This is a genomic window from Parageobacillus sp. NEAU-HV-2 (assembly GCF_059115485.1).
Genome location: NZ_JBXUJJ010000006.1, coordinates 93300 through 108651, shown reverse-complemented (window position 1 = coordinate 108651; position 15352 = coordinate 93300). Strand labels below are relative to the sequence as shown.

Sequence of the window (15352 nt, the reverse complement as noted above, 5' to 3'; positions counted from 1 at the left end):
GTTGTAAACAGCGGTACACTCAAAAAACATTAGCGTTGTTACACCAAAACCGATTTTATTAATTAACTCCTCATGAACTCGAACGCGTTGCCGCCACGAGCGCCGCCTGCCCGAGACTAATGCCGCCGTCGTTAGGCGGAACCCTTTCGCCGATCCAAACGTGCATATCGCTTTTAAGAAACAACTCCTTCAAATCGGTTAACAAAAGCGAATTTTGAAATACGCCGCCGGATAACACAACTGTGTCAATCCCATAGGTCGCTCCTAAAGAACGAACACTTCTAAATACGCCTTCGGCGATGCTTCGATGAAACGCGCGAGCAATAACCGCCACATCTTTACCGTTCAAACGGTCTTCCACCATTCCCTTCAAAAGAGGACGGTAGTCAAGCTCTTTTCCGTCCCATGGAAAAGGATATACCTTCTCTAATGGAGCTGTACGAGCTAAATGCTCGAGCCAAATGGCTGCCTGACCTTCAAACGAAATGACGCCGGTAAATCCTAAAAGGGCAGCTGCTGCGTCAAACAATCGGCCAACAGACGTCGTAGGAAAGGTGCGCAATCGTTTTTCTACCATCTTTATCGCCGTGAAAAAACGTTCAGGGAACGAAAGCCGCTTTCCGATGGTCATGGCCAATTCTGTCTCATCCACAAAGAAACCAGCCAACGCTTGAAGCGGGACACGAGCCGCCGCATCCCCGCCAGGAAGCATGGCGTAACGAAGATGGCCACACCGTTCTAATCCTTTTGTGACGCTTCCGACAAACAGTTCGCCACCCCAGATTGCTCCATCATCCCCAAATCCGGTTCCATCGAACGCAACTCCAACCACTTGTTTTTCAAAAGCGCTTCGCTCCGCCAGCACGGACGCCACATGAGCACGGTGGTGCTGAATGCCGATACGTTGATAAGCTTCTAGACCGTGAGCAAAGGCGGTAGAACGATAATCAGGATGAAGATCATGCGCCACAATCGTTTCCTCGAATGAAACATCATACATCGACAAAAGGTCGTAGACCGTTTGCTCAAATGACATATATGCTTCGTATTTCATCAAATCCCCTAAATGCTGGCTAATGATCGCCTGTCCATTCACCACTAATGTGACGGTGTTTTTCAAGTCGGATCCGACGGCAAGAATTGGCCGATCGCTGGGCAATTTGGCAACAGGAAGCGGCGCATACCCCCTCGCCCGCCGAAGTACGGTAGGGCCAAATGGGCTGACGCGAACAACGGAATCATCGACGCGGCGGGCAATAGGACGTTCTCCAATAAGCCACGCGTCAGCAATCCCTTCAAGCGCCTTGATCGCTTCTTCATCTTCATAGATGATCGGTTCACTAGAACGGTTGGCACTCGTCATGACGAGCACAGCCGGGGCATCGAAGTGAAACAGTAAATGATGGAGAGGGGTATACGGAAGCATCACCCCTAAATCGGAATTATCAGGCGCTACTCCCGGGAGCAATCGGCGCGCCCGCGCCAATACGATGGGACGGACGGACGATGTAAGGAGATCCTCTTCTTCCGCTGATATATCGATAAGGGTTTTTGCCGTCTCGATATCTTTCACCATCAATGCGAACGGTTTTTCGCCGCGGCGTTTTCGCCTTCTAAGCTCCCATACCGCTTCTTCGTTTTCAGCATCACACGCCAAATGATAACCGCCAAGCCCTTTGATCGCTACGATGCGCCCGGAACGGAGGAGCTCTACCATTTTTTTCAATGCTTTTTCATCACCATAAATTTCCCCTTCCTGCCACCGAACATAATAATGAGGACCGCATTCGGGGCAAGCAGTCGGCTGGGCATGAAACCGGCGATCTGTCGGCTCATGATATTCTGCCGAACAAGCCGGGCACATGGGCCACGCGCGCATCGTTGTATAAGGACGGTCATATGGTAGACGCTCAATGACCGTATACCGAGGGCCGCAATCCGTGCAATTGATGTACGGATAAAGATAGCGGCGGTTAACCGGATCGAATAGTTCCGACAAACATGCCGAACAGACTGCAAGATCCGCAGGAATTTGCACCGTCGGCCGATCATGGCGCGTGCTTGTCAAAATTTCAAAATCAGACGCTCCTTGTATAGCCGCATCCTTGATTTCCAAATTGGTTATTTTCGCTGAAGAAGGGGGGCGCTCCGTAATTTCTTGAACAAATTGTCGAATGGCGCTCACATCTCCTTCCACATGAATCTCCACGCCGCTTTCTCCATTGCGCACCCATCCGCTGAGCTTCCACCGTTTTGCGGAACGAAAGACAAAAGGACGAAAACCAACCCCTTGCACAACACCATAGATGCAAATACGCTGCGCTATTTTCATGATGAATCACCTACTTTCACTTCGTTTTGAGCGGGAGATTCTTGGGCGATCCCTTCTAACGAAGAGAAGTGGACGAAGCTCTGCGAACTGTCCCAACCTTGAATGTACGTTGAACTTGATACGTTGACGTATCGCTTCGTTCTCGCATTCGGTTAACATGGGCGCATGATGGTGGAAGATGTTACGTGACAGATCTTTTCCTGCCCCCACATCTTCCGTTTTCACAGAGCAATCTGTACTTTGATTACGGGACATATGTTCGTTTGTTTCTACGAAAAGAAAAGGCGATTTATCTCCCGTTTTCATTTGGCTACATCCTGCCCATTAGAAGCGGGAGTCTTCTCGCCTATTTAATCCATTGAGGACGGTAACGCAACAACACACCCGCGGCCGGAAACCCCTACTTGAATGACTCGCCCATCTTCCACTAAGACGGGGACGGTGCCTCCTCCCGTCAAAGCAAGGAGCCGCTTTAACGCTTCTTTGTCTTCTTCGACATCGTACTCTATAAATTCGTTTTCGTCCCATAACAAACTTTCTCGCAATTCCCTCGTATAAGGACATCCTTTCGCACCATAAAGTTCCAGCATCTTTATTCTCAGCCTCCAAAGAGAGATTAAGAATTCTCATGATTGATTAACAGATACGCGGCAATGGGTCGCCGATCAGCATATCAATCATTCGCGTGCCTCCATACCGGGAACGTGCTAAAACTGCTTTTTTTGGTTCTGCCTGTATTTCGCCGATGCGCTGCGCATCCTCTCCGCCTGGCACGCTTCTCAGCGTTTTTAACGCGATATCGGCGTATTCCGGCGAAACGATGGCGAGAAACTGCCCTTCATTCGCAATATGAAGGGGATCCAATCCTAAAATTTCACAGGCACCGCGTACTGCCGGGCGTACTGGAATTGCCTCTTCATCGAGCATAACAGCCACCTGAGCATCCCGTGCTAATTCATTTAATGCCGTCGCCACGCCGCCGCGGGTTGGATCGCGCAACCATCGCAACCCCGGAGCTGCCACCTCAATAAGCGCTGATACAAACGGCCAGAGCGGACGAGTATCGGAAGTAAGATCGGCTTCCAAATCCAATTCCCCTCTAGCCAAGAGAACAGTAATCCCATGGTCTCCAATCGGACCAGACAGAATGACTTGATCACCCGGTTGAACGTTTTTGGCTGAAAGAGAAACGCGTGGATCTGTGAGGCCGATGCCGGCGGTAGTGATAAACAGCCCGTCCGCTTTTCCATGCTCCACTACTTTCGTATCGCCCCCGACCACAGGCACTCCAGCGCGTTGGGCCGCCTTAGCTATAGCTGCCACTTCCCGCTCCAGTTCCGATGTCGCCAACCCCGCTTCTAAAATAAGTGTAGTCACTAAAGCTAACGGTTTGGCTCCCCCCATCGCCAAATCGTTTATCGTTCCATTGACGGCAAGTTCGCCGATAGACCCTCCCGGAAAGACGCGTGGATTGACAACAAAGCTATCTGCTGTAAACGCCAATCGGCATCCATCTGCGTCAACATACGCCGCGTCATTTAATTCTGTCGGCTTGTCCCCCATCATATAAGGAACTAGCAGCCCTTCGATCAGTCTTCGGCTTGCTTTCCCACCGGCGCCATGGGCCAATTCAATGCAAGAATCAGTAAAATGCACTTTGGCAGTCTTCATGTTCGCCCCTTCCTTTCTTTTATTTCCCCACTGTATCTTGCAAATGAACGTAATGGTAATAGGCAGCGCATGCTCCTTCCGATGACACCATGAGAGCGCCCACAGGATGTTCCGGAGTGCATTCTTTGCCAAACAGTTTGCATTGATGTGGTTTTAACACACCTTTTAACACTTCTCCACATTGCGCCATTTGCGGATCGTTCACACGGGCTCCTTCGATTTGGAAACGTACCTCCGCATCCCACTTAGCGAATTCAGGGCGCAATTTTAGCGCAGACTGCGGAATTGTCCCAAGTCCCCTCCATTCGAAAAGAGGCCGAATTTCAAAAACTTCTTTCATGACGTCAAGCGCTGAAATATTTCCTTCGGATGGAACGACACGACTATATTGATTTTCGACTTCAAACCGCCCTTCGCGCATTTGTTTCACAAGCATAAGGATCGATTGCAATAAATCGAGCGGTTCAAAACCGGAGATGACTATAGGTTTTCGGTATTTTTTCGCGATAAATTCATAAGGATGGGCGCCGATTACCGATGAAACATGACCAGGCCCAATAAACCCGTCAATGCGCATATCCGGAGAATCCAAAATCGCCTGAATCGCAGGTATAATCAGGACGTGATTGGAAAATACAGAAAAATTGGACACATCCAGTTCACGAGCGCGCATCAGCGTCAATGCCGTTGACGGAGCGGTCGTTTCAAAACCAATCGCAAACAGCACAACTTGCCGATCAGGATGATCCAGCGCTATTTTTAAAGCATCTAAAGGAGAATAAACCATGCGAATATCGGCCCCTCTAGCTTTTAGTTCGAGAGGCGTTCCATGCTTCCCGGGAACACGCATCACATCACCGAAAGCGGTGAAAATGACGTTTGGCTGCTGGGCAATAGACAGTCCATCATCCATGCGTCCCATTGGAAGAATACAGACAGGGCATCCCGGTCCATGAACAAGTTCAATATTTTCCGGCAGCAGATTTTGCAATCCAAATCGAAAAATAGAAAAGGTATGTCCTCCGCAAACTTCCATAAAACGATAATGATAATTTGGATCGACGAGACGGTGGATTTCTTCGGATATCTTGCGGATTAGTTCTGGATCGCGAAACTCGTCAACATATTTCATCGTCGTCATAAAACTACACCTCCCATATTTGGATCACCAACACCTATCTGCATACATATCGCCTTATACTGAACGAGTCATCATCGACAAACAATCTGTCTTTTGTTGTATCAAGCCTCCAACGTTGTCTATTTATGCAAAAAAGATAATGGTTCAAACTTTTTCTTTATCAAATTGATAGCCTTTTACTTCCTCTATCGCTTCGTCCGATTCATCTAACATGCTAAGCAATCTCAATTGTTCGGCCGCCTGTTCTTCACTGATTTTGCTCATCGCAAATCCAACGTGAATGAGCACCCAGTCTCCAAGAAGGAGGCGCTCCTTTTTCAATAAGTCAATGTTAATTTTGCGGCGCACACCACAAACATCGACCACGGCATAATGATGATCATCATCAAACATTTCTACAATTTGGCCTGGAATAGCCAAACACATGGATGCGTCCCTCCCTTTTTTATAATAAATTCGAAATTTCGGACGTTAAATTTTAATAAAAAAGACGAAATTCTTTCTTGCAACTACACAGTTCCCTCAAACTAGAAAATTCCCTATGCTTTTATATTTATCTGAATTCAAGACGCCAAATGATGACGCGGTTATTTCCCGAATCAGCGATGGCCAGCCGATGTTGATGACACCAAATCCCGTACGGCCAGCATAGTGAATCCCTTGTTACGGCTTGCCAGCGGTTTTCTCCCATCCCTTCGAAATCCGCCTGACCAATAACGTACGAAGCAGGATGATACGTGCCTTTTCGCGGCAACTCAGTAAAAAGAAGGATGCGGCTGTTGGCCGTATCTGCCACCGCAAGCAAATTGCCGCATAGCGCGATCCCGTAAGGAAACCGAAATCGCCGGGGACCTTGCGGGACATGGGGAAGTTCAAATGATTGAGTAAAATCTTGTTGACCGAGAACTAAATCAGCTGGCCGATCTATCTCTGGAGGTGGCGTGTAACCGAGGACGCGGTGATTGCCCGCATCCGCAACATATAACGTATTTCTATCGCCGGCAATAGCATGAGGCCAGCGATATGTATCCATTCCTACGCCTTTTCCCCGATTTTCGCTGTTCGCATAACCATTGGGTTGTCCAAGAATCAAATCGGGAACACGGTCATCTTCCGGCAAACCTTTCCACCCTAAAACTCTGCGATTTCCCGTATCAGCTACGTAAAACCATCCATTAATGTAAGCAAAACCATATGGCCAATAAAATCCCATCGGACTGACTTTTCCTCCCCGATTAGGGGATGTTTCGGACAAATCGGCCTGTCCTAAAACATAATCGGGAGGTTGGTTATTTATTTTCGGCAATGTTTCCCAAATGAGCAGACGATGGTGCCACGCATCTGCGACAAATAGCTTTCCTTCAATGACCGCAACACCAGTTGGGAGATGAAACAGTTTTGGTCCCTCTGTTTCAAAATCAGGCTGACCTAAAACGATGTCAGCCGGCGCATGATCGTTCTCCGGCCAACCGTACCAAATGAGCACGCGATGGTTGCCGCTGTCGGCCACCACTACAACATCATCGTCTATATACACTCCACGCGGCGCATAAAGATGAATCCGGTTTGGCTGAGCCGGAGGCAACGCAAGACCACCCGGGGCCGGTCCCCCCAACCACCGTTCAGGATAAGCGGTCAACCTAATCGTATCCATATTTTCTGATCCTCCACCCGCACTGGAAATGGTTCTAGTTGCACGTGAGGTGCCGTCATGCATTCCCCGGTTGATAAATCAAAACGGAAGCCATGCCATGGACACGTAATAATAGGGCCGTCCACCATTCCTCCGTCAAGAGGCATCCCCATATGAGGACACTGATTGCGAAATGCCATTACCTTTCCATCCATGCGCACTAGCAAAACGTCGTGCTCCTCATGTGAAAAGCAAACAGGGCGGCCTTCTTCCAGTTCTGAAACGGATGGTCCTTGCACCCATCCATTTTGTTCTAAATTGCCGGTATCATCCATAACGTGAAACGGCAAGTAGCCGGAGGCCACTTCCTCTTCGACCATGACGACATTTTCGATTTCCGGAACACGGGCTTTAATCGCTTCCTCAACCCCGTTTTTCAGCGTCACAGCAGATAGTGAACAACCGGAGCAGGCTCCTTGGAGGCGGACATAAACCGTCTTTCCTTCTACTTTCACTAGTTCCACGCCACCGCCATGCGAACGCATATAAGGACGCACTTCTTCAAGCGCGGCAGCGACACGGGTAAACAAATCTTGTTTAATGATTCCATGCATCAAAAACATCGCATAAATAGAAGGATCTTCTACTGCCTTCAGCAGCAATTCTTTTCCCGCCTCCGTTTCACGAAACGTACGGACGAGCTTTCTAAGAGCATGTTCGTGAAACGCTTCGATGGCTTTTTTCAATTCCATCGCCTTCATCCGAGCGTCTTCTGGCAGTCCCTTAATCGAGTCCAACACCCGGTCCACCCGTTCGGCCAAAGCTTGAAAATCCTCTTCTTGCTGAATTTTCATGATCACTCACCTCCAAAAGCCAACGTTTGCTCAAGCGCTTCTTCGGTTTTCCGATGCAATAGGACGGCAAATGTTTGTTTGGCCATCTCCTGCAACATTTCTCCAACCGTAACACGTTCAACAATGTTAGAAAGATCATTGACACGCTGATTGGCTAAAGCCTGCAAAATCAAGCAAGAACCCGCCGGATTATCAAGAAGAGCGTCGCGAAAGAAAGCGTCCACAAATTCATTCAGCCATATTCCCTCTCCATCAGGATTTGCGCGAAGCCGTTCTAGCGCTTTTTGCACCCCTTCATTTCGTTGGATGATGCGTTCACTAAAACGGTCAACCGCCATAGCCAACAAAAGATTAAAGTATTGTTGTTCGTGGGGATTCATGCTATTCTTCCTCTCTTTCACACATTCTCCTGTTCATTTGGGCAATTTCCGCTAATATGTCTTCGACGGCATTCGCTGCCTCATGTTCTCCATATGTACGAAACAATCGACATGCCTCTTCCAATCGAGGTACTGCTCGAGAAAATGCGCCTAGATGTGCCAAAGCATTCCCTTGATTGGCTAAGACACGGGCATATCCTAGCGGATCATCTTTAGGACGGCGCACTTCAAGCACCTCTTCATAAAGAGCTACCGCTTCCCAAAGATTTTCTTCGAGATGAGATGTTTTCACATGCTGCAGTGCATTGGCTAGATTGACCGTGGCGCTTGCCCAAAGTTCCGGGTGTGTATCTTTTTTAAAAATGCGCAAAGCCTCTCTCAATGACTGAATCGCTGTCGCCGTGCGCAAATAGGCGCTGTGGTCTAAAGACGGCATGGCTAAATACGCTAATGCAAGATTCATATGAACAGTTGCATACTCTTCTGGATAACTATCTTTTCGATATACTTTCAGTGCTTCATGATAACATCTGGCCGCTTCTAGAAGAGAACCTTTCCGTCCTTCGGCTCCAGTTTGATACACTGAGCCTAATTGAAACCACAGCTCAGCCCTAGCTTCCTGAAAGGACGACGTTTCTAAAAGAGCGAGAGCTTTTTGGTATCCTTCTACCGTTTCCTTTCCGTGATCACCAAGCATTTGTTTTGTCGCCGCCCATTCCGCATAAAGCCGAGCGGAAAAAACAGGAGACACGTCCTCGACTATAGTGGCGGCTTCGAAAAGAAGCGGAAGCCCCGTCGGCCAATCTTTTCGTTGAAACGCGTCGTACGCTTGAGTTGCCAGTAAAAACGCCCGTACTTCTCCTGTAGTATCACCAAGCGGCGGGGGAGTTTCACACAATTTAAGGCGCCACGCCACTGCATCCAAAAGAAGGGAAAGATCCCCTGTGACCACTTCTTTGGCCAAAGTATACGTATGTGCTTGCGGATCTAAAATAAAACGGTTGTAAGCAGCTTCCGGCCCTTCCGGCAACAATGTTAAAACCTCTTCTTCGCTTTTTCCCTCAATCGCCGCAGCAAAAAAGCGCCAGCTCTCCGGCCAACTATCGGGAAAATGTCCGCGGAGAAGAAGGGATATGAATTGATCTGCTTCTGGAACTGGTGGTAAAAGAAAAAAACCTGCCGCTCCAGGAAAAACACCGATTGGCTGTGGCTGCAGCACTGTTATTCCCCCTTTTATAAAACTAAATGTGGAAACGAAAACTGAACCTCTGCCCGACTAAAGTCGGTAGATTCTGGCGTACGAAAGAGTTTTGCACTCCCTTTTGTTCCGTTAAGTATCATGGACAAACACTTCACTGGTGTTTAGCAAGCTGTCGGCTCGATTCAAAACCGTTTTCCGCTTCATCCCGATCACCATAGTCATGGGCTTTTGTGGCTATATATTTTTGTAATGATTACTTCTCCGTCATCGTGTCGGAACAAAAAAGTGGTATGCGAAGCGCTCCATATTGGTCATCCCATACGGCATCGCGAATTCCCGGCGTCACACCTTCAGGCAAAAATTCTTGGACAAACATGCTTCGATCTCCACGAGGATTGCGTAGTTTTAACAGTAATCCGCCCGCTCCCAAATGACTTACCGGCATCACCCACAGTTCTTCGCCACGTACTAAAGCGATGGCGGTTCCCGTAGGGAACCGCACCGCTTCTTCGGCGGGAATATGTAGATAACCCGTTGACGTCAGTTCAAGCTTCACTTCTTTTTCCTCCTAAGCGTTGAAGTAACTCCTCCGCCAAACGATCTAAGGCTGCTTCCACGGTTGGAGACAATCCAAATCCGTACGATAAGTTTTCAGCTTCGATCAGGAAAACGGTCACTTTCTTCGGAAAGCGACTTTTTAGAAGCCACCTACCTAAGGCAATCGCATGATCCCAGCGAAAATCGTGAAGGTTTACATCTTTTAGGGGAGGAGTTTCCACCTCTTCACCCGGAATTTCGAAAATCGTGCCCGGTTCAGCTCCTGACTTGCAGGCATCTACAAGAATCAGTTCATCTGCATCCCCGATTTGAAAAGCTACATCCATGCCAGCAGTTCCACCATCAGCCAAACGGACTCCCGTGGGAACCCCCTGTTCCCACAATTTACGGATCAGCATAGGTCCTGCTCCATCATCACTTCGGAGCAAATTGCCACATCCAATAATAACGGTCATACGAATTCCTGGTTACTAAAATTAAAATCTATAAAAATCGATACATCGCGATGGAACCAGGAAATACCTGAGTTCCATCAGAAAGGGAATCCTAATGTCTCACCTGCTGTGAAAGACACCCCGTAGCTCGCTGTCAGCGACGATACTTATCGTGCACCATTCCTTCCATCGGTCCGTACACGACAACGATTTTAGTAACCAGGTCTACACCTCCCTTAGTTGAATTTGGTACTGGTTCAGCCAGCAGAATTGGTGCAAGATATTCCTAATGACCATTTTACATGCGGAAGAGGGAGATGATTTTTTATCATAAGACAGGAGACAATGGAAAAGATGGAGAACATCCACCTCTCCGCGTCCAATAACAGGAGACATGATTTCATACATTTTTATAGATGTTTAACAAACTGCTTATACTTCCTTTTGCAAGCACACCACTTCAAGGAGCTGCCATTCCCATTATCGTTCCCTTTTTCAATGTTTTACTAGACTATTAGGATTACAGTTGTACGTGAATGCTGGCACGGCAGAAAAACGCTTTATCGCAAACTTCACATATTCGAGATATCAACACATTTTAATCACTTCATATTTGGCTAACTCTTTACGCGACTTAGCGTCATAAGCATGAACGGTGCAAACAAGACACGAATCATAGCTTTGGGCAATATGAGCCAATTCGACCGGATCTTCAGGATTTTTAATAGGTACACCGATCATCGCTGTTTCGATAGGTCCGCGCTGACCGTGACGATCTCGCGGTCCAATGTTCCATGCTGTCGGAGTAACAACTTGATAATTTTCAATTTTTCCATCTTTAATTTGAATCCAGTCAGCCAAAGCGCCGCGAGCCGCTTCCGTAGCCCCGAATCCACGCCCTTCAGGCAATTCTTTCGGCTTGATATAAAATTTCTCGTTTAAATCGATTTGCTTCAACCATTCCTTCATGCGCAAATAATATTTCGCGGCTTCGTGAAGGCGAGCCAACACGCGCACCATCGCACTTGGCCCGATTTCTTTAATAATGTTCAAAAATAGAGGATCATAATCCTGCCACTCTTGCGCACCAGGGCGACCAGCGATTACTTGGCGAGCCAACGGACCTACCTCCAGAGGAGTTTCTCCGATGCCCGGAATATCATAACGTGGTGCTTTAGCAAACGTATATTTTCCTTCTTTTTGTCCTTCGACCGGATCAAGTGGATCGGTTACTCCTTCAAACGGATGGTAAGAGCCGCTGCCACGATAGAAAGAATAGGTATGGTCTTCCCGTATCCGTGCTTGGTCAAAATCATGGAACTTTTCTCCATCAAATATGCCGGAACGGGCAATCAATGCAGCATTGCGCCCTTCAATCGTCGGATAGCGGTATTGCTGCGGATTAAAAAAGTTTCCAGCAGCTAAATAGCGTCCCGGACCTGCTCCATATTTGTCCAAGCCGATTTCCATGCTGTAGCGAATGAACAAGCCAAGATCGGAATCGCGGTGTTCCGGCTTTTCATCGAGCCATGCAAGAACATCGGCCCAAGTCTTGTTTTCCAGCCAGCGCTCGACAGAACAACCAAGAAGAATTTTTTCCAGCCAGGTTTCCCGATAATATTCCAAAATCGAGATAGAGCGGGTAATATCGGACAAAGTTGGCGCGCTAACAACGCCTCCAGGGACCATGAAGCTAGAATGTGGCCATTGTCCGCCAAAGATCGCGTAAATTTCCACTGGTTTAGCTGAAACAACGACGCCAATCTCATAATGTTCTCCCTCAAAAGGAGCCCAACGACGAACCACTTCATCGTACAACTTGGAAGAAGCGTAATTTCGATGCGTCAAACCAATCGCAAACAAAGCATAAAACCAACGAGGAATGCTTTGAATCGTTTCCGCCGCTTGGGCAATATTGCGGATGAGCGTCGCATTCGGCGGTACTTCCGTGCCCCAAGCCGTATCGAGCGCATAAACTGCTTTCGTGAGATGGCTTCCGCCGCAAATGCCGCAAATCCGCGGGGTAACAATCAAACCGGCCTGCGGATCTTTTCCTTTTAAAATCATCTCGAAACCACGGAACATCGTTGCTTCCGTCCAAGCGTCCACAACCACTCCATCTTCAATGGCTACTTTTACGTCCAAATCGCCTTCTACACGGCCTAGAGAATGTACTTTAATTTCCATTTTGTTTGTTTTTACAATTGTTTCTTGTTTTTTCATGCTCTTTAAGCACCCCACTTCTAAAATGGTTTCCCTTAAATGGCATCTGAACCTCTGCACGATGTCTAGCGTACAAAAGAGTTGCTTCTACACCTTCGTGTAGATGTTCCGTTAAGTGTCATGGACACACACCTCGTTGGTGCTTTGCGTCCTGTTGGCTCGGTTCAAAACCGATTCCCACTTCATCCCGATGGCTCAAGTCTCGATCTTTCGGTTTTTATCACGGCACAAACATATCTTCTTTTGCCCACTTCGGCGCCACTGCCCGCGCCAATGCCGCATTCACAGAGTAGCTGAGCGGATCGCTGCCTTGTGGCACTTCTTTTGGAATCGAACCAAGAATTTTTTGCGTCTTAAACACGGTTCCCGGTGCCAGGTCAAAGAACGGGAACTGAGGCTCCGTACAGCCAATGCAAGGCATTCCTGCCCGAGTTTTCGAAGATTGACGGTTCCATAAAATGCGGTTGCATGGCGAGTGAGTCATTGGACCTCGACAGCCTTGCTCATAGAAGAGACATCCTTTTCGCGTACCTTGTCCGAACTCTTCGACCGGTTCTTTCCACTCGAAATATTGCACACGCGTACACCCAGTTTGGGTGAACGTTTTAAAGAACGTTTGCGGACGTTGAAGATCGTCTAAAACAACGTCTTCCAAACGGCCAGTAGCAATAGCAACAAGAATTTGTGTCACCCAGTCAGGATGAGCCGGACAACCAGGAATATTAATGACCGGCAATCCTGCTTTCGAACGGAATTGTGTTCCGAGAAATCCCCCGCGTTCTTCTTTCATGTATTGAAGGCCAATCGACTCAGACGGATTCGGTTTTGTCGCCGGAATTCCTCCCCAGCACGCGCAGTCACCGATTGCAACAACGTATTGCGCTTTATGGGCGAAATCCCAAATCCAGTCTTTTTTCGGACGATCCATGAGCATATCATAGCGCCCGGTTCCGTTTGGCCCTTGAATAATTGTCCCTTCTACCACCAAGATATCCAGCGGGATTTCGTCATTGAGAATTTGTTCATAAAGGCGACGGACTTGCTCGCCAAACTCCATCGATAAAGAGTGATGATACAAAATGTTAATGCCGAAATCGGTAACTAAATCAATGACCGTCGGTTCTTCCGCATTTAAAAACGATTGCGTGTTTCCATTGCACGCACCGCCGTGCATCCAAAGGAGATTTACCACTTTCTCCACCTCCATAAAAATATGAGTCTTTTAGACTAGGTTGTGAATAATTAAAAAACATTCAAGTCTTTTTTCATCTTCGTTAAAGCATGCTCCCTTTACATGTATCTTCGTTACTTTTAAACAACCGTTTTCGGATTTATTCCTCTCCTTTCTATATAATCTATACGGAGCTGGACATATGAAATGCTGATTTGTCCGCCTCTAAACGCAAAATCCATTCGTCGATGCCTTCTCCGGTGCGAGCAGAAACTTCATGAATGCGAATGCCTGGCCGCACCTCATTCAGCGCTTCGTAAAAACGGTTTCGTTGAAAACCTACCGCTTCCGCTAAATCAATTTTTGTGATGATCGCTGTATCAGCGCTGTTGACGATGGTTGGATATTTTACCGGTTTGTCCTCGCCCTCTGTCACGGAAAAGAGAACGACACGCTGGTTTTCTCCCAAGTCATAACTTGCAGGACAGACGAGATTCCCAACATTTTCAATAAAAAGGAAATCGATTTTTTCCAAGTCCCAATCTTGCAACGTTCGCTCAATCATTTCTGCTTCCAGATGGCAAACGGTGCCGGTTGTAATTTGGCGTACTTTTGCCCCGCTTTGCCGCAAGCGATCCGCGTCGTTTTCCGTGGCCAAATCGCCAACTAAAGCGGCGACTCGATATCGTTTGCCAAGGCGGGTAAGCACTTCTGTAAGCAGTGTCGTTTTCCCCGCTCCAGGGCTGGAAACGAGATTGACGACATAAACGCCTGCTTTCTGAAACCGCTTCCGTAATTCTCTAGCAAGAAGGTCATTTTTCTTCAAAACATTCTGACGAATTTCAACAATTCGAGGATTCAACGTCAGCTCTTGCAATTTCTTCCCCACCTTCCAAAGCGTACAATTCCATCTCTCGTCCCGCGATCACTTGACCAGTTTTTGTCCCGCATACAGGGCAACGCATAGGAAACGGTTCAGGCAAAATCCGCTCTTCTTGACAGTCAGGACAGAAAACTGTTACGGGAACATCTTCAATGACCAGTTTTGCTCCTTCCAAAGAAGTTCCTTGAACGACGACATCGAAGGAAAATTCTAAAGCTTCTTTTACGACTCCCGACAAAGCGCCGAGTTTTAGATACAGCGCTTTGACTTGCTTTATTCCCGACTTTTCCGCCGCTTCCATCGCTAATTCAACTAAACTGTGGGCAATAGATAACTCATGCATCGTTGATCTCCTTTGATAAGTGTCGCGCAAAATTAAGGACAAAATTAAGCGCTGGCTGCACTTCGGGATCACTTAAGGCCCGCATCAGACCAATGATTCCCACACGTTTCGTTCCCGTTTCCGCCGCCTCTTTAGAGGCCTGAAGCAATGAACGAGACACTTTTCCAATCATTTGCACCGAACGCACGTCCAAAACATCGGATTTGAACAGCTCTTGAACTTGCGGAGAATCGAGAAATTCTTGCATTCGCTGCAACGCAGTTAAGGCATGCTCGAAACGTGTAACATATTCTGGTCTGGATAAGCTTTGTCGCAAAAGAATAACAAGTTCGTTGATCGAATCAGCAAATTCAGGTCCGCGCCGAAGAAAATTTTCCAGCATATCTAGCAGAAACGTTACACTCTCCAGCTTATCGAGCAGGCGGATTAGTTGTTCTATCGTTCGCGGATCTGAAAGCTTTTCAACCAACAAGTGATCAATTGTCGTCTCCATGACCGCTCCTTTCCCAGCTTCCCCCATTATGATTC

General features: G+C 47.7%; 16 protein-coding genes. All 16 read right to left on the bottom strand.

Annotated elements, in window-relative coordinates; genetic code table 11:
* Positions 1 to 70: 70 nt before the first annotated feature.
* Complete coding sequence (hypF, locus tag AC1WMD_RS11560) at positions 71 to 2332, bottom strand: carbamoyltransferase HypF (protein ID WP_494257306.1); 2262 nt, start codon at positions 2330 to 2332, stop codon at positions 71 to 73.
* A gap of 350 nt (positions 2333 to 2682) precedes the next feature.
* A complete protein-coding gene (locus AC1WMD_RS11555) occupies positions 2683 to 2922 on the bottom strand; it encodes a Uxx-star family glutaredoxin-like (seleno)protein (protein WP_494257305.1) in 240 nt (79 codons plus the stop codon).
* Positions 2923 to 2968: 46 nt separating this feature from the next.
* On the bottom strand, positions 2969 to 4003 hold the full coding sequence (hypE, locus tag AC1WMD_RS11550) for a hydrogenase expression/formation protein HypE (RefSeq protein WP_494257304.1): 1035 nt from the start codon (positions 4001 to 4003) through the stop codon (positions 2969 to 2971).
* A gap of 19 nt (positions 4004 to 4022) precedes the next feature.
* Positions 4023 to 5144 carry a hydrogenase formation protein HypD gene (gene hypD / locus AC1WMD_RS11545; protein WP_260676133.1) on the bottom strand — a complete coding sequence of 374 codons (1122 nt, stop codon included), beginning with the start codon at positions 5142 to 5144 and terminating at the stop codon, positions 4023 to 4025.
* 144 nt (positions 5145 to 5288) lie between these two features.
* Positions 5289 to 5570 carry a HypC/HybG/HupF family hydrogenase formation chaperone gene (locus AC1WMD_RS11540; protein ID WP_043904617.1) on the bottom strand — a complete coding sequence of 94 codons (282 nt, stop codon included), beginning with the start codon at positions 5568 to 5570 and terminating at the stop codon, positions 5289 to 5291.
* A gap of 127 nt (positions 5571 to 5697) precedes the next feature.
* Positions 5698 to 6798, bottom strand: a complete 1101-nt coding sequence (locus AC1WMD_RS11535) for an NHL repeat-containing protein (protein WP_494257302.1) — start codon at positions 6796 to 6798, stop codon at positions 5698 to 5700.
* A complete protein-coding gene (locus AC1WMD_RS11530; protein ID WP_494257301.1) occupies positions 6780 to 7631 on the bottom strand; it encodes a NifU family protein in 852 nt (283 codons plus the stop codon). The genes AC1WMD_RS11535 and AC1WMD_RS11530 overlap by 19 nt, the downstream gene beginning before the upstream one ends.
* Before the next feature lie 2 nt (positions 7632 to 7633).
* Positions 7634 to 8011 carry a hypothetical protein gene (locus tag AC1WMD_RS11525; protein ID WP_043904614.1) on the bottom strand — a complete coding sequence of 126 codons (378 nt, stop codon included), beginning with the start codon at positions 8009 to 8011 and terminating at the stop codon, positions 7634 to 7636.
* Between the two features lies 1 nt (position 8012).
* Positions 8013 to 9230, bottom strand: a complete 1218-nt coding sequence (locus AC1WMD_RS11520; protein ID WP_494257300.1) for a tetratricopeptide repeat protein — start codon at positions 9228 to 9230, stop codon at positions 8013 to 8015.
* A gap of 235 nt (positions 9231 to 9465) precedes the next feature.
* Positions 9466 to 9768, bottom strand: coding sequence for a hypothetical protein (locus AC1WMD_RS11515; protein WP_043904613.1), 303 nt, complete (start codon positions 9766 to 9768; stop codon positions 9466 to 9468).
* Positions 9758 to 10225, bottom strand: a complete 468-nt coding sequence (locus AC1WMD_RS11510; RefSeq protein ID WP_043904612.1) for a hydrogenase maturation protease — start codon at positions 10223 to 10225, stop codon at positions 9758 to 9760. The genes AC1WMD_RS11515 and AC1WMD_RS11510 overlap by 11 nt, the downstream gene beginning before the upstream one ends.
* Before the next feature lie 567 nt (positions 10226 to 10792).
* Complete coding sequence (locus AC1WMD_RS11505) at positions 10793 to 12427, bottom strand: nickel-dependent hydrogenase large subunit (RefSeq protein ID WP_043904611.1); 1635 nt, start codon at positions 12425 to 12427, stop codon at positions 10793 to 10795.
* A 220-nt stretch (positions 12428 to 12647) separates the two neighbouring features.
* Positions 12648 to 13619 carry a hydrogenase small subunit gene (locus AC1WMD_RS11500; RefSeq protein WP_043904610.1) on the bottom strand — a complete coding sequence of 324 codons (972 nt, stop codon included), beginning with the start codon at positions 13617 to 13619 and terminating at the stop codon, positions 12648 to 12650.
* A 163-nt stretch (positions 13620 to 13782) separates the two neighbouring features.
* A complete protein-coding gene (gene hypB / locus AC1WMD_RS11495; RefSeq protein ID WP_043904609.1) occupies positions 13783 to 14475 on the bottom strand; it encodes a hydrogenase nickel incorporation protein HypB in 693 nt (230 codons plus the stop codon).
* Positions 14441 to 14824 (bottom strand): hydrogenase maturation nickel metallochaperone HypA, encoded by a 384-nt coding sequence (hypA, locus tag AC1WMD_RS11490; RefSeq protein ID WP_043906536.1) that lies wholly within the window; start codon positions 14822 to 14824, stop codon positions 14441 to 14443. The genes hypB and hypA overlap by 35 nt, the downstream gene beginning before the upstream one ends.
* Complete coding sequence (locus AC1WMD_RS11485; protein ID WP_043904608.1) at positions 14817 to 15344, bottom strand: helical membrane plugin domain-containing protein; 528 nt, start codon at positions 15342 to 15344, stop codon at positions 14817 to 14819. The genes hypA and AC1WMD_RS11485 overlap by 8 nt, the downstream gene beginning before the upstream one ends.
* Between the last annotated feature and the right edge of the window lie 8 nt (positions 15345 to 15352).